The following is a 23,582-nucleotide window of genomic DNA, read 5'->3' on the forward strand; positions in this document are numbered from 1 at the left end:
TCGAGTTGACTTTTTAGAATCAGAATTTAGGAGAACAAAATGAGCGAATTTATTATTGAATTAAAAAAAGTGAGCCGCTACTTCGGTTCAGTTATTGCCATCAAAGACATCGACATGAAGGTGAAACTGGGTGAAGTTCACTGTTTGCTAGGTGATAACGGCGCTGGTAAATCCACCTTGATCAAAACCCTAGCAGGTGTTCACGCACCAAGCGATGGTGAGTATTTGTTTGAAGGCAAACCAGTGGTGTTCGAATCACCAGTAGAAGCCCTTGATTCAGGTATTGCGACCGTTTATCAAGATCTTGCATTAGTGCCTTTAATGAGTGTGACACGTAACTTTTTTATGGGGCGAGAAATCACCAAAGGGCGCGGCATTTTTAAGCGTTTTGATATTGAAACCGCTAATCAAATTGCTCAAAAAGGCATGGCCGAAATGGGCATTAATGTCCGTGACCCTTCCCAAGCGATTGGTACTATGTCAGGGGGGGAAAGGCAGTGTTTAGCGATTGCTCGTGCCATTCACTTTGGTGCCAAGGTGCTGATCCTTGATGAACCCACTGCGGCCCTTGGTGTGAAGCAATCTGCCAATGTTTTGAAGGTCGTGGCGAAAGCCAAAGCCAGAGGGTTGGCGGTGATTTTGATTACTCATAATGTCCATCATGCTTATCCTATTGCCGATCGTTTTACGTTATTGAATCGTGGGCAGAGCCTAGGTTCCTTTATGAAATCCGAAGTGAGCCGCGAAGACGTACTGGAAATGATGGCAGGCGGCCAAGAGTTGGATGAGCTGACGGCGGAACTGGAAGAATTTAGCCGTTTGGATGCCACCGCATAAGGGACGACATCATGACAAAAAAACAAATGCGTGTTGGTTTGGTGGGTTCAGGGTACATGGGCAAAGCTCATGCGATTGCTTATCGAAATGCAATGGCGGCTTTTGCCATTCCCCACAGTCAATTGCACTGCGAAATGTTAGCCGATGCCACGGCTGAATTAGCTAAAGCGAAGGCTTTGGAGTTAGGTTTTAACCGCTCAACAGGGGATTGGAAGGCCTTGATTAAGGATGTTGACATTGATGTGGTCGATATCTGCGCGCCGAACTTTTTGCATAAAGAGATCGCCTTGGCGGCCATTGCCGCCGGCAAGCATGTATACAGTGAAAAACCCTTAGCGTTAAACGCTGAAGACGCCAAAGAAATGACCGAAGCGGCCGAAAAAGCCGGTGTGAAAACACTGGTTGGCTTTAATTATATTAAGAATCCAACAGTGCAATTTGCTAAGCAATTAATTGCTCGTGGAGATATCGGCGAGGTGGTGCATTTTCGAGGTGTGTTCAACGAAGATTATCTTGCTGACGCCAATTTGCCCTTTAGCTGGCGTTTACAAAAGCAATTTGCGGGAACTGGAGCGCTGAATGATTTAGCCTCACATCTTGTGCAATTGGCCATTCATCTCGTCGCGCCGATTACATCATTGTGTGCCGATTTAAAAATCGTGCATCAACAACGTCCACTGGCTCCAACGCTCGACGATTCGAAACCCGGTGTTGGCGAAGTCGAAAACGACGACCAAGCGCATATGATGGTGCGTTTTGCCAATGGCGCCCAAGGTACATTAGAAGCATCACGTATCGCATGGGGGCGAAAAAATGGTTTATCGTTCGAAATTACAGGCACCAAAGGAAGTTTAATTTTCGACCAAGAAACCTTGTCTGAATTGTCTTTGTACATTGCTGAAGGTAATCCTCAGACTCAAGGATTTAAACGTATTTTAGTGGGACCGGAGCATCCGGATTATCAAGCTTTTTGCGTGTCTGCAGGCCATGGTTTAGGCTTCAACGATATGAAAGCCGTTGAAATTCGAGACTTGTTTCGAGGTGTTGTTAATGATGCGCCTTTATGGCCAGATTTTCGTGCTGCGACCCAGGTTAATATCATTCTCGACAGCGTGGTGGAATCCGTTGATAAAAAAGCTTGGGTCGAGGTAGAGCAATACGATGGAGATCAAAAATGAATAATAAAAAATTGGATGTTATTTGCTTAGGGCGCGCCGCGGTTGACCTATATTCGGAACAGATTGGTGCGCCATTAGAAGACGTGAGTAGTTTCAAAAAATACCTTGGTGGTTCATCCTGCAATATCGCCTTTGGAACGTCTCGAATGGGATTGAAGTCGGCTATGTTAACTCGTGTTGGTGACGAGCACATGGGGCGATTTGTGCGCCAAGAGCTTGAGCGAGCGGGTGTGGATGTCTCTCATGTGGTGACCGACAAAGAGCGTTTAACTGGTTTGGTGTTGCTTGGTATCAAAGACAAAGACACGTTCCCATTAATTTTTTATCGGGAAAACTGCGCGGACATGGCGATCAGTGAAAACGATTTTGATGAAGCCTATATTGCTTCGGCGAAAGCCTTGCTCATTACTGGAACGCATTTTTCTACCGAAGGCACAGATCAGGCGGCAAGGGCAGCGATCAAATACGCCAAAGCTAATAACACAAAAGTGGTGGTCGACATCGATTATCGACCTGTATTGTGGGGGTTGACGGGGAAAGGTGAAGGCGAAAATCGTTTTGTATCCAATGACTCTGTTACTCAGCATTTGCTGTCTATTATGCCTTTGTGCGATTTGGTGGTCGGAACGGAAGAAGAGTTTCATATTGCTGGTGGCAGTGAAGACACCATTGAGTGCTTAAAGCGCATTCGTAAAGTGTCCTCAGCGGAGTTTGTGGTGAAGCGTGGCGCCTTGGGTTGTTCTGTCTTTAAAGGTGACATTCCTGAAACCTTAGACGAAGGTATCACTCGTTATGGTGTCACTGTGGATGTGCTGAACGTATTGGGCGCTGGCGATGCTTTTATGAGTGGTTATTTACGTGGCTGGATTCCAGGTGAAACGACGGAAAAAGCCTGCGACTACGCCAATGCGTGTGGTGCGATTGTGGTTTCTCGCCATGGATGTTCGCCTGCCATGCCTAGTCTTGAAGAACTGGATTATTATTTGGCTAATCGTGATGACATTCCAAGACCTGACCTTGATTCCGTGTTGAACTATCTGCATCGTGTCACCACTCAGCGCATGTTGCGCGAAGATCCAACAAAAGCATGGCAAGACATGTGTATCTTAGCATTCGACCACAGACGCCAATTTGTCGATATGTGTCGTGAAGCGGGCGCGCCTTTGTCGCAAATCTCGAAAGCAAAGAAATTGATTCTACAAGCCGCTTATCAAGGATCTTCAGCTTTAGAAGGCAAGGTTGGCGGTACGGGAATCTTGGCGGATGGTACCTTTGCCCAAGATGTTTTAAACGATATCACCGGTAAAGATTTTTGGATCGCTCGACCAGTGGAGTTACCAAGTAGCCGCCCATTGCGTTTCGAATTAGGCAATAACGTCGGACAAGCGATTGCAACATGGCCGGCCAATCATATTGTGAAATGCTTGGTGTTTTATCATCCAGATGATGACGTCAGTTTGCGTAATGAGCAAGAGCAAAAGGTTATGGATCTGTATCGCGCTTGCTGCACAACGGGCCATGAGTTACTAGTGGAGATCATTCCGCCTGTGGGATCTGAAGTAAAAGACGATACCTTGTCACGTTCCATCGAGCGTTTTTATAACTTGGGTATATTCCCAGATTGGTGGAAATTACCTTCTCCGAGTAAAGCGGCTTGGCAAAATATTGGCGACTTAATCAAGGCCCGAGCGCCGTATTGTCGTGGTGTTGTGCTGTTAGGCTTGGATGCGCCAGTAGACGCACTAAAAGCAGGCTTCGAAGCGGCTGCAGGACAAGACATTTGTAAGGGCTTTGCCATTGGCCGAACACTATTCTCTGAACCGGTTAAAGCTTGGTTAAGAAATGACATTGATGATGCCGTGTTTGTTGAACGTGTAACGCAAAACTATTTAGAAATGAGTGCATTGTGGCAGCAGAGAAACGACAGCCAGATGATGAAAAGGAAGGAGGCATAATGGACACAATACGTTTAACAATGGCGCAAGCCTTGGTCAAACATTTGCAGGCCCAATTCACTGTGGTGGATGGCGTGGAAGTGCCTTTATTTGGTGGTGCGTGGGCGATTTTTGGTCATGGCAATGTGGCTGGGATGGGCGAAGCCTTGGCTCAAGTTAAAGACGAGTTTACGACCTTTCGAGCTCATAATGAACAAGGCATGGCGCTAGCGGCTAGCGCTTACGCTAAGCAACATCGTCGCCAACGTATTATGGCCTGTACCTCTTCTATTGGTCCAGGCGCGCTTAACATGGTAACGGCTGCAGGCATGGCGATGGCGAATCGTTTACCTATACTGTTTTTGCCGGGTGATGTTTTTGCTACTAGAACGCCTGATCCAGTATTACAACAGGTCGAGCATTTTAACGACCCTACCATGTCGGTGAACGATTGTTTTCGTCCCGTATCGCGTTATTTCGACCGTATCAATCGACCAGAGCAGCTGATTACCAGCTTGCCTGTGGCTATTAATACCATGTTAGATCCAGCCACTGGTGGACCTGCTACTTTGGCATTGCCGCAAGATGTGCAGACTATGGCGTTTGATTATCCTGTTAGTTTCTTTGCGAAAAAACTTCATAAACCGCGTCGAAATCGCGCCGATGTGGATCAGTTAGCGAAAGCGGTTGCCGCGATCAAGCAGGCGAAAAAGCCGTTAATTCTACTAGGTGGCGGTGTGCATTACAGTTTGGCACTTGAAGAAGCCACTGCCTTAATTGAGCAATGTCATATTCCCGCTTGTGAAACGCAAGCAGGCAAAGGTGCATTGCCTTGGGATCATGAATTTAATCTTGGTGCGGTGGGTGTAACGGGTTCTAGTGCTGCGAATGCCGCAGCGCAAGAAGCAGACTTAATCATCGCGATTGGCACGCGTTTGCAAGATTTTACTTCGGCATCGCGTACCTTGTTCGCCAATCCAGATCACACTTTATTAAGTATCAATGTCACGTCTTTTGATGCCGAAAAACACAATGCTATGCCTTTAATTGGTGATGCAAAAGTCACACTGCAAGAGTTATTGGCCGAGGTTGAAAGTTATCAAACACCATCTACTTGGAGCGATAAAGCGAAAGCCTTGAACCTTGATTGGCTCGCGGCAGTGGATCAGGTTACAGCCTTACCAAAACAAGCAAGCGATCATAACTACTTGCCAACCGACGCGAATGTCATTGGTGTTATTAATCGCGCAGCAACGGCTAACACTACTTTAGTGCAAGCAGCGGGTGGTTTGCCTGGAGAATTGCACAAGTTATGGCGTACTTCATCAGACCTCGGTTATCACGTGGAATATGGTTTTTCCTGCATGGGTTACGAGTTAGCGGGTGGGCTTGGTGTAAAAATGGCAACGCCTGAGCGCGAAGTGATTGTAATGGTGGGAGATGGCAGTTATTTGATGCTGAACTCTGAAATCGCCACGTCGGTGATGTTGGGCTTGAAGCTCATCATTGTTGTTTTGGATAACCGTGGTTACGCCTGTATCAATCGCTTGCAACAAGCTTGTGGGGGCGAGTCATTCAATAATTTATTGCAGCACTGCCATACCGTTGAAGCGGGTGCGCCAAAGACTGACTTTGCCGCTCATGCCAAAGCCTTAGGGGCTAATTCTGAACAAATCGCTTGTCTTGCCGATTTAGAAGAAGCTTTAGCTCGAGCCAAAGCCAGTGACAAAACCTATGTGATCGCTATAGATACGGACCCAATGCCAAGTACACAAGAAGGCGGTGCTTGGTGGGATGTAGCGGTGCCAGAAGTATCGACTCGTGAGCAGGTGGTCGATGCAGAGCGTCAGTACAAAATAGCGAAACAACAGCAGCCTTATTAATTTTTACTTTCACTTTTACTTTTAAATAGAAAGTAAAAAGTAGAAAAAAGAACATAGATCTTGGAGCAACTTCATGAACAGCACGAATAAAAATAATAATGTGACAACTGATTTAAAGATCAGAATTGGCATTAATCCCCTTACTTGGACCAACGATGATTTACCATCATTAGGTGCCGATACACCGTTAGAAGTTTGCTTGAGCGAAGCGCGTCAAGCAGGTTATAGCGGTATTGAATTAGGTAACAAATTTCCCCGTGATGCCAGTGTGCTTGGGCCGATTTTAAAGCAACACGACTTATCTTTGGTGTCCGGTTGGTACAGCGCTCGTTTGTTGGAGCGGAGTGTGGAAGACGAAATTGCCGCCATGCAGGACCATCTAAATCTACTAAAGGCCTTGGGTTCTAACGTCATGGTATTTGCCGAAGTCAGCGGGTGTGTTCATGGGGATCAATCTGTGCCTTTGTCACAACGTCCGCGTATGACCCAAAATCAATGGGAAGAATACGCAAAACGCATGACAGCAGTCGCTGATTATATGGCGTCTGAAGGCGTAAAAATGGCCTACCACCATCATATGGGCACCGTGATTGAAACCGCGGAAGAGGTTGATAAATTGATGCAAATGACGGGCGACAATGTGGGGTTATTGCTGGATACAGGGCACATTACCTTTGCAGGTGGTGATGCTTTAGCGATGGCGAAGAAGCACGCTAAACGCATAGTGCATGTACATTGTAAGGACATCCGTCTGGATGTTTTGAAAGACAACCTCAATCGCGACAGTGCCTTTTTGAACGCGGTTCTGGAGGGCGTTTATACCGTGCCTGGCGATGGAGGTATCAATTATTTCCCAATTTTTGAAGTGCTGAAAGCCACCGATTATGAGGGCTGGATTGTTGTGGAAGCAGAGCAAGATCCTGCTATTGCGCATCCATTAACTTATGCGACAAAAGGCTATGAGTATTTGTCAGCGAATTTAGCAAAGGCCGGTTTTCATTTTTAACCCGCACTGGTCATTCATGTACTTTAAAAGATAAGAAAGAAGAGAGAAGAAAATGTCTAATAACGTTATGGGTAACTTCATCAATAACCAAACGGTAGAAAGTGTTTCCTCACGCCAAGCGAAGGTCTTTAACCCAGCAACGGGTGATGTTTCATTGCAGATTTCCTTGAGTACGGTTGAAGAAACACAAAGTGCGATTGCCGCAGCACAAACGGCTTTTGAAACTTGGTCTCAAGTGACGCCATTAAATCGTGCTCGTGTACTGTTTAAGTTTAAAGCCTTGGTAGAACAACATAGCCATGAGTTGGCGGAATTGATTTCCAGCGAGCACGGCAAAGTATATTCAGACGCAATGGGTGAATTGACTCGTGGTCTGGAAGTGGTGGAATTTGCTTGTGGTATTCCTCATCTACAAAAAGGTGAGCACAGTTTGAATGTTGGTCGTGGTGTCGATAGCTATAGCCTGATGCAGCCACTAGGCGTTTGTGCGGGTATTAGCCCATTTAATTTCCCTGCCATGGTGCCAATGTGGATGTTTCCTGTGTCCATCGCTTGTGGAAATACCTTCGTGATGAAGCCGTCTGAAAAAGACCCAAGTACCATTATGCGTCTTGCTGAGTTGTTAAAAGAAGCCGGTTTGCCGGATGGTGTGTTTAATGTCGTTAATGGCGATAAAGAGTCGGTTGATGTCCTGCTGACCGATGAACGCATTCAAGCGGTGAGCTTTGTTGGTTCTACCCCAATCGCAGAATACATTTATGCCACTGCCAGTGCTCACGGCAAACGTGTTCAGGCTCTGGGTGGTGCAAAAAATCATATGTTGGTGATGCCTGATGCCGATCCAAATCAAGTAGTTAATTCGCTAATGGGAGCGGCTTATGGCTCCGCAGGTGAGCGTTGTATGGCGATTTCGGTTGCGGTGTGTGTCGGTGATGATGTTGCCGATAATCTGATTACCAAGTTGAAAACAGAAATTTCCACCATGACGATAGGGCCGGGTTTGTACAAACAATTTGGCATTGAAGAAGAGCCGCACATGGGGCCGCTCATCAGCAAAGAACATGCGCAAAAAGTACGTGACTACATTACTTCAGGTGTTGAAGAGGGCGCCACTTTGGTGGTGGATGGCCGTGATTTTGTGCGTAAGAACCACGAGCAAGGTTATTTTGTTGGGCCCACTTTGTTTGATCAGGTTAAAGCGGGCATGCGCATTTATGACGAAGAGATCTTTGGCCCAGTTTTGTGTGTGGTCCGAGTGGATTCGTATGAAGAAGGTTTGGCGCTAATTAATCAACATGAATATGGTAATGGCACCGCTATTTTTACTCGCGATGGAGACACAGCACGTCAGTTTACCGAGAAAGTTCAAGTCGGTATGGTGGGCGTAAATGTTCCAATACCTGTACCTATGGCGTTCCATAGTTTTGGTGGTTGGAAGCGTTCTTTGTTTGGGCCTCTACACATGCATGGGCCAGACGGTGTTCGTTTTTACACTCGCATGAAAACCATTACAGCACGCTGGCCAACAGGCTTACGAGCTGGTCCAGAGTTTTCAATGCCAACCATGAAATAATCCGTTTCGAGGTTTTTAATATGTCCTTATTAAGTAAAAACAGACTCAGTAAAAAAAATCAGAAAGCAGGGCTGTCACAGACTCAATTAGTGACACCTAAAAGTGCCAATTGGCAGTATGTTGGCTTTGAAGCCTATCAACTGAAAGCGGGCGAATCCGTTACGATTCAAACTGGAACCGATGAAGTATGCGCGGTGGTTTTATCAGGTAAAGTCAATGCCAGTACCAAGCAGGAAGCATGGAAAGACATTGGTGATCGTATGAGTGTGTTCGAGCAAAAAGCACCTTATTCGGTGTATTCGCCAGCACAGGACGAGATTTGTATTGAAGCCATTACCGATGTGGAAGTGGCTTTTTGTAAGGCACCAGGCAAAGGTGGATTCCAAGCGAAATTGATCATACCGGAGCAATGCCAATACGAAACGCGAGGCGTCACCAGCAACACTCGCCATGTGTGCAATATCTTATTCGGTAACGAACCCGCTGACAGCTTGTTAGTCTGTGAAGTGATTACGCCAAGCGGCGGCTGGTCAAGCTATCCGCCGCATAAACACGATACCGATGCGGCGCCTGCTGAAACTCAGCTGGAAGAAACTTATTATCACAAGATTGATCCGCCACAAGGCTTTGCTTTCCAGCGTGTGTATACGGATGACCGAAGTATTGACGAAACCATGGCCGTGGAAGACGGTGATCTTGTCATGGTGCCAGAAGGTTATCATCCAGTAGGCGTGCCACATGGTTACCAATCCTACTACCTGAACGTTATGGCAGGGCCTAGTCGTAACTGGATTTTTCATAATGATCCGGATCATGAGTGGATTATTGAGCGTGACAAGAAAGTTTAGAACACACATTATTAAATAAAAATAACAGCTGTTATCGAAACTATTGTTGGTAACTTAATAGATAACCCCACCCTAACCCTCCCCTTGAAGATAAGGGGAGGGGACAAAAGTACCAAGTTCTGTTCCCTTTGAAGGCATAAGTGAGGGGACAAAAGTGCTAAGCTCCTCCCCCTGCTAAGGGGGAGGTTGGGAGGGGGTATTCGGTGATGCCAATATTGTTTTAGAGAGCAGTGAAAATAACATTGAAGGGATAATAAAATGCTTAATTTTGCTTTGTTCGGTGCTGGTCGAATCGGAAAAATGCACGCCCAAAATATTCAGGCGTTTGCTCAATCGAATTTGAAATATGTGTTTGATGTCTATGCACCAGCGGCGGAAGCGGTAGCAAAAGCAACCGGTGCTCAGGTAGCGGATAGTGTAGAAGTGGCCTTGGCTGATCCTGACGTGGATGCGGTTTTGATCGCAACCAGTACGGATACTCATGTGGACTTGATCATAAAGGCAGCTAAAGCCGGTAAAGCGATTTTGTGTGAAAAGCCAATTGATTTGGATACGGCTACGGTTAATGCGTGTTTAGAGCAAATTAAAGACTGCCATGTACCAATTCAAATTGGTTTTAACCGTCGTTATGACCCAAGCCATGCGGCTGTGGTAAAAGCGGCGCAAGATGGCAGTATTGGTAAGTTAGAGCAGATTATCATTACTAGTCGAGATCCAGGCATGGCGCCAGTAGAGTATCTTAAATCGTCTGGCGGCATTTTCCGCGATATGATCATTCATGACTTTGATATGGCGCGTTTTGTCTTAGGTGAAGAGATTGTTGAGTTACAAGCTTTTGGTAGCGCTATGGTGGATGAAAAGATCACCGAAATTGGTGATGTGGATAGCGTGATGTTGATTATGAAAAGCCAATCTGGTCGTTTGATTCACATTAATGGCTCTCGTCGTGCGATCTATGGCTATGATCAACGAGTGGAAGCGTTTGGCTCAGAAGGCATGGTGATTTCAAATAACCAAACGCCAACCTCGGTAACGCGCTTCACCAAAGACACTACGCAAGTACAAGACCCACTTTATAACTTCTTTATTGATCGTTATGTGGATGCCTACAATTTGCAGTTAACGTCTTTCATCGAAAACGTTTTGGCCAAGAAGCCTGTTTCTCCAAGTTTCGAAGATGGACGTCGTGCGCAAATGCTTGCTGATGCCGCACAGAAATCGTTGGAAACAGGGCAGAAAGTGACATTGAGCTGGTAATTTCTATTGAGGTGATTTGACTCAAGATAATAAAAAAGGGCTGCTAGCCCTTTTTTATTATCTGATGTTAGTGAGGTTCAATTATCACTTTTTGGTTTAAGCCCTTCAAACTTGTTATCGAACGCTTCTATAAAGGCGTTTTTCAATGCTTCTAAAACAGCGTCAAATGCACTAATTTCAGGATCCTTTAGTGAGCCTGTAATTTCGATGATGGTGGCGGCTTTGTTCGTATCGCTGTTGGTAAATAAGCCTGTTAGTCCGCCACTTAACCCTTCCCAAGAAAGTTGGAATAGGCCATCGCCATCTTCTACAGCATCTTGTTGCCAATCCAGAATATCGACTTTTTTGAATAAGGGTTTTACGTAGCCTGTTAACTCTCCATTTTCTGCTTTTAGTTCGCTGACCACTTCGCCTGTGCCTGCTCGAAAGTCAAACTCGGCATAGGCTCGGGCAAAATCATTGAGCAAAGGCAGTGAGACGGATTCTGTTTTTAAGGCGATGTTAAAATCGTCAGAGACAAAAGGATCGAACTCTGCGTTCATTTCCAAAGAGGCTGAATTCAGTAACTTTGCGTCTAGGTTTAAGCTCGCCACACGTTTACCGTCTTGTCCGGCAATATTGGTTAGATTGGTCACGTCAGCGTGAAGTTCGGTAAGTTGAACGTTAACCGGCGGCTCTGATTCGAAATTGCGAAAGGCAATATTGCCATTGTTTAAGCTGATGTTACTGATGGTAATGGGTATAAGTCCTTCGACGACGCCTTGCCAGTCGCCACCTTTACCTGATTGGGCATTATCTGCTTTGTCACTGTCGACAAAGTTTACTTGTGGCGAATCTAGGGAGATATCAGCAAGAATTTCGCCTTTAAACAATGCTCGCCAGCTTAATGCAATATCTATGTTGTCAGCACGAACAAAGGGCACTTTGTGTGTGCCTTTTACTTTTGAAACAGACAACTCTTGCAGCTGATACGCACCTCGATAAATATCTATGTCGACGTTTTCTATATGCCCTGAATAATCGCCCATATCGGACAATTTTTGATTCACTGTATAAAGCGCCCAATAGGGTAAATATAGCCTCAATATGATCAGAATACTCAAGATCATTACGAGAAACGTAATGGTGTTTTTCAGTCGTTCTGCTTTCATGCTAATGTCTCCTTGTTAACACTTAGCTTAAGTGGCAGAGCGATTTTTCTCAATGAAAATCAAGGCTTTCCCTAATCTATACGCGACCTTTGCACTTATTTCCCACACTGTTCATACAAAAAATCAGAACGGCTTTATGTCTACTCTAAAGATGCAATAGATTGCTCGACTTTTTGTCTGATGTCATCAGGAAAAGGAACAGCGGCTTTGGCGGCTTTGGAGAAGCATACATAGGTTACATCCGCTTCAACAACCATTTCATTGGTAGGGAGTTTTACAATGGTTTGCTTCATGGTGATGCTGCGATTACCTATCTTTGTATAGTGGGTTTGTACCTCGAGTAGGTCACCGAAATTTGCTTGCGATTTAAAGTTGATATTGATATTAACAACGGGCCAAACAAAATCCTCTTGCATCCAGTCGTCGCGTTCGAAAAACTGATCAAAGAAAGCCCAGCGGCCTTCTTCTATAAACTCTAAATAACGAGCGTTGTTAACGTGTTGAAAAAGATCTAAGTGATAGCCGCGTACTTTGATTTGTGTTTTGTTGAGCATGATTACTCCCTATTAAAAAAGCTCTGACGCAAAAGAGTACGATGCTTCAATCGAGAAAAAAATAACAAAATCGCTCGACTTTACTAACAGAGAAAAGGGGCGATGTGGTTAGCTTGGTCGAACCGAATGTCTCCAAACGGGTGGTGCATGGAAGGTTAAATGTTGCTTGCTACGCGCTTTGTCAGAGACGTTTTCCAAGAGTTCTGAAATGGCATCGACCATAGCGCCTAATGGTTGTGAAAAAGTGGTGAGCTGGTAGCCAAGCCAACTTGCCTGCTCAATATCATCAAATCCGACAATGCAGATGTCTTCTGGAATTCTTAAACCAAACTCATTTTTAGCCACATCTATAAAACCACAGGCGATCAAATCTGTAACGCAAAAGACACCGTCAGGTCTCTCGCGTGAGGCTAATAAACGTCGTGCTGCGTCTACGCCAGTTTGGTAACTGGTTGGTCCTGCTCGCAACAAAATACAAGTTTGCTGAGCGTCTTCGGCGGCTTGAATAAAGAGTTTTTCACGAGTCAGTAAACTGGGTGATTGAATGGTCGACGAGACAACGGCAAGGTTTGTGCAGCCGGCTCTTAAAAGCATATGGTGTGCGTCGGCCATGGCGGATTGATAGTCGATACTGATGTGGTCTGTGCCTTCAAATTGGCCAGCACGGTTCACAAGGATAACTTGTTGGCCACTCTTTACGCAGGTTTCGATTAAAGTGGTTTGTGGTGTCCCGGATAAAACGATCGTTGCCGACGCGCGATAATTTAACGTTTGTCTTAATGCTGCATCAGCACTGGCTTCGCCGCCAGACGTATTGATCACCATCACAGCTCGGCCAGCTAATTGCAAACGCTGGGTGAGGGCATCGAGCAAGCTAGCTTGATAGGGTGCATTCAGGTTGGCACCAAGAATACAAACGGGGCGGCTTTTCTCGTTAGATAAGCCACGGGCAAGATGATTGACGTGGTAATTCAGTTCTGCAGCCGCCGCCAGTACACGCTCACGAGTGTCTTTGGAAACACTCGCACCTTGAGTAAAGGTGCGAGAAACAGCAGACCGAGAAACGCCAGCGAGTTTGGCTACTTCTGCGGCGCTGGCGATATTTTTCGGTTGCTGGTTTTTCATGCTTTTCTCATATCCTGACCAAAGCCCGCATCGCGTAGTATCTTTTCCATGCTGGCGGCTCGCTCTGCTAGGTGAATTAAGGCAGGTTTTGGGGTTTCATACCATTCATCTGGATGAAGCTCTCGTTTTTCCCTAATGTGCGCAATGGCTGAATCCAGTGTCGGGTAGCGGTCAGGGTATTCCAAATGCAAAAACAAGGCGACTATGGTGACGGAACGGCTGCGGCCGCCACGACAATTCACCAATATATTGCCTTTTTCACGAACTTTATAGGAGGCTTTTTCAGGCATTACCTGATCTAGAGCTGAACGCATTAAGTGATAACCTGCTAATACCATGGACTCTGGATTTCCTGGGCCATCGATCATGCCAATTTTGTAATAACGCACAGGCGCCCAACCATGTTTTAGTAGGTGTTCTGGTGGGTTAGGTTCTTGTGAATTTACAAGATCAATATCTAGATTTATCGCGCAGTTAAGCACCACTTTTATATTATGTTTTTCAAGTAGTTCTGCGTCTGCCACACCGGTCGAGCCGCCAATGTAGATATCTACACCCCAGCCGGGAATGTTGCTTTCAATTAGGCTTATTGGCGGGCGCGGGTAGCGTTTTTTTACTTTTCCTAGGGTCATAGCTGTCTCTTTCATTGTATAGGTCGAACAGGCTTAGGCGGTGAGCCCAAGCGTGCTTTCTTTAGTGTTATGAACGTTATCGGATAGCGAGATTATGGTATCGCTGGAAAATTGTTCCGCGACTCCAGGTGCGACGGCTAGAATAGCCCCGCCATACGCTATCTCCTCGTGAGTCTGAGGGTAAACGCCTGTTCGACCGCCAGCTTCACGCACCATGAGTAAACCTGCTAAGCAATCCCATGCATTCATATGTGATTCAGCGTAGCCGTCAGTTCTACCTTCTGCTACCCAAGCCAATGCCAACGCGCCAGATGCGCCACGACGAATATTGGTACCACTTGCTAGTAATGAAGAAACAATTGCCAAGTAGACTTCTTGGGGAACCCGTGTAGACCATCCTAATTCAAAGGAAGAGCTATGGGTATTCGTTATACTAGAAACTCGCAGCGGTAGGCCATTTTTTCTGACGTAATGGCCTTTGCGCGCTAAATATATTTCGTTTGTCGTAGGGTTGTAGATCGCACCAAGTAGTGTTTCGCCGTTATGGACAAAAGCAATGGAAATACAGAAATGATCGATGCCGCGAGCGAAGTTGGCGGTGCCGTCAATCGGATCAACCACCCAAAGGGATGCGTTGGTGACTGAGCCTCCTGTTTCCTCGCCAAGCAATCCATCGTTAGGAAAAAGTCGATAAATAGCCTGACGAATGTGCTCTTCCACTAGCGCATCGGCTTCTGTTAAAAAGTCTTGTTGGCCTTTCATGCTGAAGTCACCAGGGTTTCTGGCGCGATAGCGTTCCAAAGCTAATGCACCTGCGCTAAGAGTAATGTCATGCAGGGCGGCCTCACGTTTTTCTAATTCGCTTTCTTTGATGTTGTTGAGGGTCAAGGAGGGATCCTTTTCTATTTGTTATATATAAATCAGTTGGAAAAGTCTCGTCCCAACTGATTTCATTCTTAGTGATAGTTAAAGACTGTTACCGCTTAATTTTTGAAGCTCAAGCTCCACAGGTCTTGCCAATCTTGACGGCTTTCCCAGTCAGATTTTGCTGTGGATGCGTCATACCCCATGATTTGATCGCGTACTTTATCAATCCCTGCAGGCTCGTCAGTAGGCAGTTTAACAGTCTGATTGGTGGACATTTTACCATCCACGCCCTGTGGCGCGATGCCTTCAGCTGTCATCATGTAATGAATAAAGAGTTTCGCGGCATTAGGGCTTTTTGTTCCTGTGGTGATAAAGCCTAAGCCTGGGTAGCTCCAGCCACTAAATGGCACCATGTCGGCACAAAGGCCAAGCTTCATGCCATTTTTATTGTTTCTGAACTTAGCCGCGCTGACCATGCCAACAAAGCTGTCCTTCACATCTGGTGCGCCAACGGCGTTGGCGGCTTCAGTGTCTGAACTGGTGACCAATGGGCGGTTTTCAGCAAGTGCTTTTATGAAAGCCGCGGTTGCGCTGCTTTCGTTGGTTTTTAATGGTTTGCCGAATTCGGCTTGATAAGCATCGGCCATGGCTTTGTCGTGGTGTGTGGCTAGCTGGTTAAACCAATCCGTATATGACGGTTTGCCAAGCGGATCCTGCATGGCGACTTTGCCACGCCATTCTGGTTGAGTCAGTTGCCAAATATTGCTGATTGGGCAAGTGTCATAAAGACCTGTGTTGTAAGCCCAAATGTTGGGAGCTAAAACGACTGTAAGTGGGTTTTGGTAGGTGGCAGGAATGTGTTCAGCTAGATCGGTTGGAACCCAGCTGGTGACATAACCTTTTGATAAAAGCTGCTCTATGCCTGCAGGGGCATCGGCCAGAATGGCAACGTCGGCTTTTACATTGCCGGCTTTGGCTTCACGGCTCACAATTTCGAGGACTTGCGAAGCCTTGGCTTTAATCCCCGTTGCTTGGATACCGTATTTTTGGCTGAAAGATTCTGCTTGTTTAACAATTTTCCCCGTGGAATCGTACACGGTCAGTGGCGCTTCTTGTTTCGCTGCCTCTATCAGAGCTTGAAGATCAAACGAGTCTGCTGCTGATGCGGAAACAGACCCAAGTGTGGCTAGGCTAACGGTTAATGCAATAAGGCTTTTTTTCATGGTGAAAGTCATAACATTGTCCTTAGTTTCGAGTTTAAGTTTGAGTCTTCTATGCTTGATTAACGAAAGGTTGAGCATTTGGTGCTTGGCTTGAACTAGTCAAATTTGTAAATACATTGGTGTAGTCGATGTGACTTTCTGGCAGTACAAGACGATGGCCAGCTTGGTCAAAAAAGTGCAGTGATTGGGTAGGTAAATACGCATTAACTTGCTCACCTTCACGCCATATCGGACGTGATTGCGTAGAGTGAAACAATCGGTCATCACCAAAACTCAGTTCAATCACCCAACTGCCACCAGTAGGCATGATGTTTTCTATCGTCATTGGCAAGGTATTGGCATTGGCTTTATCGGACAGCACAATTTCTTCAGGACGAATTGCGCAGACTTCAGCGTGTTTGCTTTCCTCTAATCTTGCTAGGATATGGTTGGCAATATCGACTTGGTCGCTTGATGATTCTGTGAGCTTGATCATATTGATTTTTGGGTTGCCAATGAACTCCGCCACAAAGCGATTAATTGGCTCAGCGTAAATTTCATCGGGTGTGCCGATTTGCTGTAGTTGTCCCTTATTCATCACTGCAATGGTGTTGGCCAGCGTCATGGCTTCCCATTGGTCGTGACTAACAAAAATAATCGTGGTACCAAAAGTTTGGTGTAAGCGACGTAGCTCGGCGCGCATTTCCAGTCGCAGAGTCGCATCTAGATTCGATAATGGCTCGTCTAGTAGCAGCACACCTGGATTCACCGCCAGCATACGTGCCAAAGCGACACGCTGTTGCTGGCCGCCAGACAATTGAGACGGATAACGGTCTGCGTATTCCAAAATGCGTAACTTGCTCATCACATCCAAACAGCGCTCTTTGCGCTCTTGGGCTGGTACTTTTTGTAAGCGCAAACCAAAGTCCACATTGCGTTCTACTGTCATGTGAGGCCAAAGGGCATAGTTTTGAAATACAAAACCAATACGACGCTGTTCCGGTGGAATAAAACAGGATTGGTGAACCGAATCGACCACCAAATCATCCACGGCAATTTCGCCGCTGGTGGAATGTTCGATACCTGCAATCATGCGTAAAATAGTCGTTTTGCCACAGCCCGAAGGGCCGAGCAAACACATGAATTCGCCGTCTTCCACTGTCAGTGATACTTGGTCAACGGAAGGTTCAGTGTTGCCGTCGTAGCATTTCGTTAGATTGGTTAATGTGATAGTAGGCATATTAATTCTCCAGACCTTGAGCCAAACCGGTACCTGAGATCTTTTGGATCAATACGGTGCCAAGCCAAGCGATAAGCGCAATCATCAAGACCACCGCATTGGCAGCTTGGTCGTAGTTGTAATCGAGTAAACGCAGTGAATAGGTGGTGAGAACATCCGTGGATGGAATCGCCAAAATAATGAATAGGCTGACGCCTTTAATACCGGAAATGAATGGCAGCAGAATCCCTGTTGCCAATGGTCCCGCTTGTATTGGAATAATGATTTTGGTCATGCGGCTAAACCAGTTAGCACCAGCAATACGTGCCGCTTCTTCCGGCTCTTTGCCCAGCTGTGTCATAGCTGCGATACCAGATCGACTGGCAAAGGGCATTTTGGAAGCCACTAGAGCAATAATTAATATGGCTGGCGTGCCGTACAGTGCTGGAATTGGGCCGCGCGACACAGCGAATAAAGATAAAAACGCCGCCGCAAAGGCAATGCCGGGAACCAAATAAGGTAAGAAGGTAATCTGACGCAAGAAAGCGCCAACGCCTTTGAATGAACAGCGTAATACCGCATAACCCACTAGCAAACCGAGTACGCCAGAGATCATTGAAGACGAGCCGACAATGACAATAGTGTTCCATGCGGCTTGCCAAAATTCTGGTGTTAGCAAGATGCCATTGCGTAGGGCAACCGTGTCTAAATTACTGCCAATCCAATAGTCAAAGGTGAAGTTCTCCAGTGTAAAACGGCCGGGCAAAATCATGATGGTGGATAAGAACAAGGTCAGTAATGGCAGAACTACTCCGATCAATACAAAAGCCCCCGCAAAGCCAGATGCTGGTAAACGCATACGGCCCAGTTTGCGCAGTCTGTCCATATTGCCTTTACCGCCAACAGTGACGAAGCGCCGAGCCTCTTTCATCATGCGCACATCAATCAGTAAGGTAATCACACCGATGATCATAATCACGCCAGCAATGACCGCAGCCACGCCGTTTTGACGGGTGTCTAGCGCTCGATACAAACCCGTTGCTAAGGTGTCATAGCGCACAGGTAAACCTAAAATATAAGGCACGGCGAACTCGCCAATACAATCGGCAAATATCAATAAAGCGGCAGACATTAACGCAGGACGAATTAACGGCAGAACAATAGAAAAAGCGATGGTTCGTGATGGTGCACCAAGTACCCGAGCGCTGTCTTCCATTTGTGAATCAAGGCGACGTAACGCATTGCCGACAATCAAGATGACCAAGGGCGTGTAATGCAAAACCAAGATAAAAACGATGGGGAAATAACCGTAAGCCACGCTGTTTGAAGTGGTGATGCCTAAAGATTCTAGCCAGCCAGGTTGTCCACCAACAGTGCGGTTTTTAAATATCGTCGTCCAAGCGAGGGCGAAGGTCCAAGTCGGTAGCATAAAAGGCACAATCAACGCCGTGGCGAACCAAGCACGTCCTGCCATATTGGTGCGATTGACTAACCACGCCAGCACTACGCCAATACTCATGGAAAACACCACCGTACTGGCCGCAATGGCTAAGGTGTTGTAGAGAGGTTGCCATAAAAGGATTTCAGAAATGCGTGAGTACAGAGTGCGAACAATATAGTAAAGAGTGAAACTGCCTTCGTCTTGATGGGTTCTTGCTTCGTCTCCGGATTGTACAATAAAGGAATCCACAAGAATGGAGAGCACAGGTGCAAGAATCAAATAGGCAAAGAAAATAGCCAGAACCAGACCAATCAAATTGGCTGGCTCGTGTCGGGCAACAGCAAATGAATGCCTTGCACGTTGCCAAATATTTGGCTTTTTTTGCTCTGCTGCGGTGAGCAAGATGGTCATAGGTTATTCCTTAGAAAAACATGTAATTTTCTAAACAATAATCTTTGTCTATGACAAACCGATGACATTTTGCACATATGTGCAAAAAAGTTTTTGCGAACGGTTTTTTAAGCTAAATAAGCTTATTAGATTGAGCACGCTGACATCTCTTGTTACCTTAGTTTTTCTAGTCTCAGGAGAATTTAATGGCCAATTTAACGAATTCACAGCAATTGCCGAACGATGAAGTTTTTTATGGTAAGACCTTTATGGATTTGTCTATGGAGCAGGGCAAGGTGAGTCGTAAAGTATTTGAGTCTTGCGAGTTTGAATCGTGCGATTTCAGTGAAGCCTTCTTTGATGCCTGTACGTTTAAGGATTGTCAGTTCCGTAAGTGCAAATTAACGGCGGTAAATGTCAGAAATAGTAAGTTCTCCGACGTGCAGTTTTATGAATCAAAAGTTTTGGGTGTGGACTGGACAAAAGCCTATTGGCGTGGCTTGGAGCTCGGTGCGCCGTTATTTTTTAAAGAATGTCTGCTTAATGCATCGTCGTTTTATGGCTTAAAACTATCTGGTATCGTGTTTGAAGATTGCCGAGCCCATGATGTGGATTTTAGAGAAGCAACAATTTCCCGAGCGCGTTTTACGGGAACCGATTTAACCAATAGTTTGTTTGTGAATACCAATCTAACCGGCGCAGATTTTAATGGCGCGACCAACTACGATATTGATGTGAAGAAAAACACCATTAAAAACGCCATCTTTTGTCGATATGAAGCGGTGAGTTTGCTGACGTCCCTTGGTATTAAATTGGTTTAAAGCAACGGATAAAAATAAAAAGGAAAATAGCATGTTGAGAAAAGACAAAACTGGTTTGGTGGTGATCGACGTTCAAGGAAAGCTAGCGACTATTGTTCATGACAGCGAGGCCTTTATTTCCAATTTGGTCAAGCTGGTAAAAGCCGCCAAGTTACTGGGAATGCCGATTCTGTGGTTAGAGCAAAACCCAGAAAAATTGGGCGCAACCGTGCCAGAACTATGCGAAGTTTTGGACATGGTGGAGCCGATCGCTAAATATTCCTTTAGCGCCTGTGGCGAGCCTGCTTTTGTTGATGCAGTTAAAAAGGTCAAGATGAACTCGTGGCTGATTACCGGCATCGAAGCGCATATTTGTGTGTATCAAACGGCGTTAGGCTTGCTTGATTTGGGTTATGATGTGGAGTTGGTTAGCGATTGTGTCTCGTCACGAACGATAGAGAATAAAGACATGGCACTCGCCAAGTTAGCTCGAAAAGGCGCGGAAGTGACCAGTCTGGAAATGTGCTTGTTTGAATTGATTGGGGATTGTCGAGCGGATGAGTTTAGAGGGGCGCTTAGTTTAATTAAGTGATTTACCCCCTCCCAACCTCCCCCTTGCCAGGGGGAGGAGCTTAGAGCTTTTTCTTCCCATCTTCTTGGCAAGAGGGTACCTAGGGTGGGGTTATTTTATGTTTAATTTACCTTGATTAGTCTGCTTTGTGGTTTAATTCAGTAATGGCTTTTATTGAGACTCAATACCTTTCCCTTTAGGCAGGCAGCATGAACATAGACAAATCTAAAAAACGTATCGCGAAGAAAGTCAAAATGGGTTTCAAAGGTTATCCGCAACTCTCCATTGCCTACTTTGGTGACACAGAAGAGATCGCCACAGAAGTGATTGTGACTTTTACGGCTGAAGAAGGCGCAGAGCCACAAGATCAGCGTTTTGCGGGCCAAAGTGATGTGCGTGAAGACGAAGTGATACAATCGGCCTTGGTGAAAATCATGGAACGCACTGACGCGAAAACGGTATTAGAAATAGAAGGTGTTTCGGTGAAAGCGTAAACACACTTTTTAAATTAAATATCAAACTGCTGCTTGACCTTGGAGTATGCTCCAAGGTCTACACTCCTGTTATAGACTCATAACAGGAGAGATTTATGCATCAATCATCAGATCAACATAAAGAAAATTGCCAATCTCATTCTTCATGTCAGTGTCATCAAGCAAAAGACCATTCATCACACTCACATCAAGAAACGAGCCGTTCTTGTTGCTCGACATCGAGTGAGGTTTCCTCTTGCTGCACAAGCGAAGATAGTGGGAAAAAAGAAAGTTCTTGCTGTTCTTCCGATGACGAAGGCGACGCCAGTTGCTGTACATCCGCGGAAGCTGACGATACCCCTGCAGCCCAAGTAACCGGAAAACAAAACTATAGTTGGCGAGTTAGCGGAATGGATTGCGCCAGTTGTGCGCGTTCCATTGAGAAGGCGGTTACTTCTGTTGAAGGTGTATTAAGTGCCAATGTGGTTTTCTCTACTGAAAAACTTCGAGTGTCGGCGAATGCTGATGTGTCAGACAAAATTCAAAACGCTGTAAAAGGTATTGGCTTTGACTTAGTTTCTTTTGACGCCAGTGCTTCCAAGCAGCAGAGCCAAAAGCCTATCCACTCTGAACAACAAACGGCTTCATGGTTTTCTCGCCAGCAATTAACGGAATACGGTCCAATTGTTGGATTAGCCTTATTGATGTTATTGAGCTGGGGAATAACGCAATTAAATCCTGTATTGGGTGAGACGGCGTTTATTGTTACCACCTTGGTTGGTTTAGTGCCCATCGTGAAAAAATCATGGCGAATGATGCGCAGTGGCTCGCCGTTTGCCATTGAAACCTTGATGAGTGTCGCGGCGATAGGCGCATTATTTATTGGTGCCACCGCAGAAGCGGCCATGGTGTTGTTGCTGTTTATGATTGGCGAGTGCTTGGAATCCTTTGCCGCAAATCGTGCGCGCAAGGGCGTCAGCGCCTTGATGGCCTTGCTGCCAGAAGAAGCCTTGATTATCAAAAATGGTGAGCGCCAAAAAATCTCTATTGCGGATTTACGTCCAGGAGATGAAATTGAAGTGTCACCGGGTGAGCGCTTGCCTGCGGATGCGGAACTCTTGTCCGAAATGGCAAGCTTCGATGAAAGCGCGTTGACGGGTGAATCTGTACCTGTTGAGCGATTACGAGATGAAAAAGTTCCCGCTGGCAGCTTGTTGGCTGACCGAGTGGTGCGACTCAAGGTCGTGTCACAACCCGGTAATAACGCCATAGATCGGATTTTGCATCTTATTGAAGAAGCGGAAGAGCGCCGAGCACCACTTGAGCGCTTCTTGGATAAATTCAGTCGCATCTACACGCCAGTGATTATGCTGGTTTCTGTCTTAGTGATTTTGATTCCACCTCTGGCTTTCGCTCAACCTTGGGATACCTGGATTTATCGCGGCTTGGCTTTGTTATTGATTGGCTGTCCTTGTGCCTTGGTCATTTCTACGCCAGCCGCGATCACTTCTGGTCTAGCGGCGGCCACTCGTCGAGGCGCTTTGATTAAGGGCGGATTGGCGTTAGAGCAATTAGGCCGAATCAAAACCATCGCCTTTGATAAAACCGGTACGCTCACAGAAGGCAAACCAAGCGTGACAGATGTGGTGCCTTTTAATAATGCAAATGTGAGTGATGTCTTGGCGGCAGCAGCGTCGGTTGAAATGGGGTCCCATCATCCATTGGCGAAGGCTATTGTGGATTACACCGAGCAGCAGGGTGTTGCTCTAGTTCATGCAGACAATCGCAAAACCTTGGCGGGTGTTGGTGTAGAAGGATACCTTGCTGGTAAGAAAATCAGCATAAGCGCGCCAAGTAAGTTAGAACAGGCATTAGACGGTGCTATTCAACAGCAAGTTATTGGCCTTGAGGAAGAAGGTAAAACGGTCGTTGTTGTACTTGAAGATGGCGAACTTTCTGGCTTGATCGCGTTGCGGGATAGATTGCGCGATGACGCTAAAGCCGCGCTTAAAGACTTAGCTGATCTGGGTATTAATGGTGTAATGCTAACCGGTGATAATGCCCGTGCCGCAGCGGCGATTGCCGCGGAGCTGAACATAGATTACCGCGCGAGTTTGTTGCCGGAAGATAAAGTCACCGCGGTGACTGAATTGAATCAACAACAAGCCACCGCCATGTTGGGTGATGGTATTAATGACGCACCAGCGATGAAGGCATCTACCATAGGCATTGCGATGGGGAGCGGCACAGACGTGGCGTTAGAAACGGCGGATGCAGCACTGACGCATAATCGTTTGCAAGGCTTGGCTGAGATGATTCGCTTATCCCGTGCGACCAATGCCAATATTCGTCAAAATATCACCATTGCCTTAGGATTAAAGGCGGTGTTTTTGGTGACAACCTTGTTGGGTTTAACTGGGCTTTGGCTTGCCGTGTTGGCGGATTCTGGCGCAACGGCCTTGGTTACTGCGAATGCATTAAGGTTGCTCAGAGAGAATGCCAGTAAGTGAATAGGCTATGTTTAGTATCTTGTTTTGACTGAAAAAATGAACCGCCAGTCATCAATATTTCATTTATGTTAATGAAATGGGTAAGAAAATATCAATTCGTTTACAAAGCGCTAAGTTTTGTTCTGCAAGCG

The 23,582-nt window shown here is 46.1% G+C and carries 20 protein-coding genes; 12 read left to right on the plus strand and 8 right to left on the minus strand.

The genetic code is table 11. The features are described from left to right. Positions 1-39 precede the first annotated feature (39 nt). The 8 genes from AC2A4J_RS07645 to iolG all read left to right on the plus strand — a co-directional run bounded on the left by AC2A4J_RS07645 (position 40) and on the right by iolG (position 10,516). Entirely contained in the window at positions 40-837 is a 798-nt protein-coding gene (locus AC2A4J_RS07645; protein ID WP_110573690.1) for an ATP-binding cassette domain-containing protein, read from the plus strand. A gap of 11 nt (positions 838-848) precedes the next feature. After that, complete coding sequence (locus AC2A4J_RS07650) at positions 849-2,015, plus strand: Gfo/Idh/MocA family protein (RefSeq protein WP_484175541.1); 1,167 nt, start codon at positions 849-851, stop codon at positions 2,013-2,015. Beyond that, positions 2,012-3,970, plus strand: coding sequence for a bifunctional 5-dehydro-2-deoxygluconokinase/5-dehydro-2-deoxyphosphogluconate aldolase (locus tag AC2A4J_RS07655; RefSeq protein WP_484175542.1), 1,959 nt, complete (start codon positions 2,012-2,014; stop codon positions 3,968-3,970). The genes AC2A4J_RS07650 and AC2A4J_RS07655 overlap by 4 nt, the downstream gene beginning before the upstream one ends. After that, positions 3,970-5,832, plus strand: coding sequence for a 3D-(3,5/4)-trihydroxycyclohexane-1,2-dione acylhydrolase (decyclizing) (gene iolD / locus AC2A4J_RS07660; RefSeq protein WP_484175543.1), 1,863 nt, complete (start codon positions 3,970-3,972; stop codon positions 5,830-5,832). Before AC2A4J_RS07655 ends, iolD begins: the two co-directional genes overlap by 1 nt. 73 nt (positions 5,833-5,905) lie before the next feature. After that, on the plus strand, positions 5,906-6,838 hold the full coding sequence (gene iolE / locus AC2A4J_RS07665; protein WP_484175544.1) for a myo-inosose-2 dehydratase: 933 nt from the start codon (positions 5,906-5,908) through the stop codon (positions 6,836-6,838). Positions 6,839-6,890: 52 nt separating this feature from the next. Further along, on the plus strand, positions 6,891-8,411 hold the full coding sequence (locus tag AC2A4J_RS07670; RefSeq protein WP_484175545.1) for a CoA-acylating methylmalonate-semialdehyde dehydrogenase: 1,521 nt from the start codon (positions 6,891-6,893) through the stop codon (positions 8,409-8,411). A gap of 20 nt (positions 8,412-8,431) precedes the next feature. After that, a complete protein-coding gene (gene iolB, locus AC2A4J_RS07675; protein ID WP_484175546.1) occupies positions 8,432-9,259 on the plus strand; it encodes a 5-deoxy-glucuronate isomerase in 828 nt (275 codons plus the stop codon). 258 nt (positions 9,260-9,517) lie between these two features. Then, positions 9,518-10,516 carry an inositol 2-dehydrogenase gene (gene iolG / locus AC2A4J_RS07680; RefSeq protein ID WP_255825353.1) on the plus strand — a complete coding sequence of 333 codons (999 nt, stop codon included), beginning with the start codon at positions 9,518-9,520 and terminating at the stop codon, positions 10,514-10,516. 77 nt (positions 10,517-10,593) lie between these two features. On the opposite strand, the gene AC2A4J_RS07685 is transcribed toward iolG, so the two are convergent. The 8 genes from AC2A4J_RS07685 to AC2A4J_RS07720 form a co-directional block, all read right to left on the minus strand. Then, complete coding sequence (locus tag AC2A4J_RS07685; protein ID WP_484175547.1) at positions 10,594-11,667, minus strand: DUF748 domain-containing protein; 1,074 nt, start codon at positions 11,665-11,667, stop codon at positions 10,594-10,596. Positions 11,668-11,807: 140 nt separating this feature from the next. Further along, the gene (locus AC2A4J_RS07690) at positions 11,808-12,221 is read right to left on the minus strand and encodes an acyl-CoA thioesterase (RefSeq protein WP_255825351.1); all 414 of its coding nucleotides are present in this window, start codon (positions 12,219-12,221) and stop codon (positions 11,808-11,810) included. Between the two features lie 108 nt (positions 12,222-12,329). Beyond that, entirely contained in the window at positions 12,330-13,346 is a 1,017-nt protein-coding gene (locus tag AC2A4J_RS07695) for a LacI family DNA-binding transcriptional regulator (RefSeq protein ID WP_484175548.1), read from the minus strand. Next, positions 13,343-13,978 carry a dual specificity protein phosphatase family protein gene (locus AC2A4J_RS07700; RefSeq protein ID WP_484175549.1) on the minus strand — a complete coding sequence of 212 codons (636 nt, stop codon included), beginning with the start codon at positions 13,976-13,978 and terminating at the stop codon, positions 13,343-13,345. The genes AC2A4J_RS07695 and AC2A4J_RS07700 overlap by 4 nt, the downstream gene beginning before the upstream one ends. A gap of 33 nt (positions 13,979-14,011) precedes the next feature. Beyond that, entirely contained in the window at positions 14,012-14,866 is an 855-nt protein-coding gene (locus AC2A4J_RS07705; RefSeq protein ID WP_484175550.1) for an inositol monophosphatase family protein, read from the minus strand. Positions 14,867-14,961: 95 nt separating this feature from the next. Next, a complete protein-coding gene (locus AC2A4J_RS07710) occupies positions 14,962-16,080 on the minus strand; it encodes an ABC transporter substrate-binding protein (protein ID WP_484175551.1) in 1,119 nt (372 codons plus the stop codon). 37 nt (positions 16,081-16,117) lie between these two features. Beyond that, a complete protein-coding gene (locus AC2A4J_RS07715; RefSeq protein ID WP_484175552.1) occupies positions 16,118-17,287 on the minus strand; it encodes an ABC transporter ATP-binding protein in 1,170 nt (389 codons plus the stop codon). A 1-nt stretch (position 17,288) separates the two neighbouring features. Next, positions 17,289-19,118 (minus strand): ABC transporter permease, encoded by a 1,830-nt coding sequence (locus tag AC2A4J_RS07720; protein ID WP_484175553.1) that lies wholly within the window; start codon positions 19,116-19,118, stop codon positions 17,289-17,291. Positions 19,119-19,303: 185 nt separating this feature from the next. Here AC2A4J_RS07720 and AC2A4J_RS07725 point away from each other — a divergent pair, with 185 nt between their 5' ends. From AC2A4J_RS07725 to AC2A4J_RS07740, 4 genes are all read left to right on the plus strand, one after another. Continuing rightward, a complete protein-coding gene (locus AC2A4J_RS07725) occupies positions 19,304-19,918 on the plus strand; it encodes a pentapeptide repeat-containing protein (protein WP_484175554.1) in 615 nt (204 codons plus the stop codon). A 31-nt stretch (positions 19,919-19,949) separates the two neighbouring features. Further along, entirely contained in the window at positions 19,950-20,489 is a 540-nt protein-coding gene (locus tag AC2A4J_RS07730; protein WP_484175555.1) for a hydrolase, read from the plus strand. Between the two features lie 188 nt (positions 20,490-20,677). Continuing rightward, a complete protein-coding gene (locus AC2A4J_RS07735; RefSeq protein ID WP_484175556.1) occupies positions 20,678-20,962 on the plus strand; it encodes a hypothetical protein in 285 nt (94 codons plus the stop codon). A gap of 95 nt (positions 20,963-21,057) precedes the next feature. Then, positions 21,058-23,451, plus strand: coding sequence for a zinc/cadmium/mercury/lead-transporting ATPase (locus AC2A4J_RS07740; protein ID WP_484175557.1), 2,394 nt, complete (start codon positions 21,058-21,060; stop codon positions 23,449-23,451). The last annotated feature ends 131 nt before the right edge of the window (positions 23,452-23,582 follow it).

This window comes from Marinomonas sp. ATLA20, from assembly GCF_057180105.1.

Coding starts and splice junctions, on each gene's coding strand:
- AC2A4J_RS07645 (WP_110573690.1), top strand. CDS start 40: ATGAGCGAATTTATTATTGAATTAAAAAAAGTGAGCCGCTACTTCGGT.
- AC2A4J_RS07650 (WP_484175541.1), top strand. CDS start 849: ATGACAAAAAAACAAATGCGTGTTGGTTTGGTGGGTTCAGGGTACATG.
- AC2A4J_RS07655 (WP_484175542.1), top strand. CDS start 2,012: ATGAATAATAAAAAATTGGATGTTATTTGCTTAGGGCGCGCCGCGGTT.
- iolD (WP_484175543.1), top strand. CDS start 3,970: ATGGACACAATACGTTTAACAATGGCGCAAGCCTTGGTCAAACATTTG.
- iolE (WP_484175544.1), top strand. CDS start 5,906: ATGAACAGCACGAATAAAAATAATAATGTGACAACTGATTTAAAGATC.
- AC2A4J_RS07670 (WP_484175545.1), top strand. CDS start 6,891: ATGTCTAATAACGTTATGGGTAACTTCATCAATAACCAAACGGTAGAA.
- iolB (WP_484175546.1), top strand. CDS start 8,432: ATGTCCTTATTAAGTAAAAACAGACTCAGTAAAAAAAATCAGAAAGCA.
- iolG (WP_255825353.1), top strand. CDS start 9,518: ATGCTTAATTTTGCTTTGTTCGGTGCTGGTCGAATCGGAAAAATGCAC.
- AC2A4J_RS07685 (WP_484175547.1), bottom strand. CDS start 11,667: ATGAAAGCAGAACGACTGAAAAACACCATTACGTTTCTCGTAATGATC.
- AC2A4J_RS07690 (WP_255825351.1), bottom strand. CDS start 12,221: ATGCTCAACAAAACACAAATCAAAGTACGCGGCTATCACTTAGATCTT.
- AC2A4J_RS07695 (WP_484175548.1), bottom strand. CDS start 13,346: ATGAAAAACCAGCAACCGAAAAATATCGCCAGCGCCGCAGAAGTAGCC.
- AC2A4J_RS07700 (WP_484175549.1), bottom strand. CDS start 13,978: ATGACCCTAGGAAAAGTAAAAAAACGCTACCCGCGCCCGCCAATAAGC.
- AC2A4J_RS07710 (WP_484175551.1), bottom strand. CDS start 16,080: ATGACTTTCACCATGAAAAAAAGCCTTATTGCATTAACCGTTAGCCTA.
- AC2A4J_RS07715 (WP_484175552.1), bottom strand. CDS start 17,287: ATGCCTACTATCACATTAACCAATCTAACGAAATGCTACGACGGCAAC.
- AC2A4J_RS07720 (WP_484175553.1), bottom strand. CDS start 19,118: ATGACCATCTTGCTCACCGCAGCAGAGCAAAAAAAGCCAAATATTTGG.
- AC2A4J_RS07725 (WP_484175554.1), top strand. CDS start 19,304: ATGGCCAATTTAACGAATTCACAGCAATTGCCGAACGATGAAGTTTTT.
- AC2A4J_RS07730 (WP_484175555.1), top strand. CDS start 19,950: ATGTTGAGAAAAGACAAAACTGGTTTGGTGGTGATCGACGTTCAAGGA.
- AC2A4J_RS07735 (WP_484175556.1), top strand. CDS start 20,678: ATGAACATAGACAAATCTAAAAAACGTATCGCGAAGAAAGTCAAAATG.
- AC2A4J_RS07740 (WP_484175557.1), top strand. CDS start 21,058: ATGCATCAATCATCAGATCAACATAAAGAAAATTGCCAATCTCATTCT.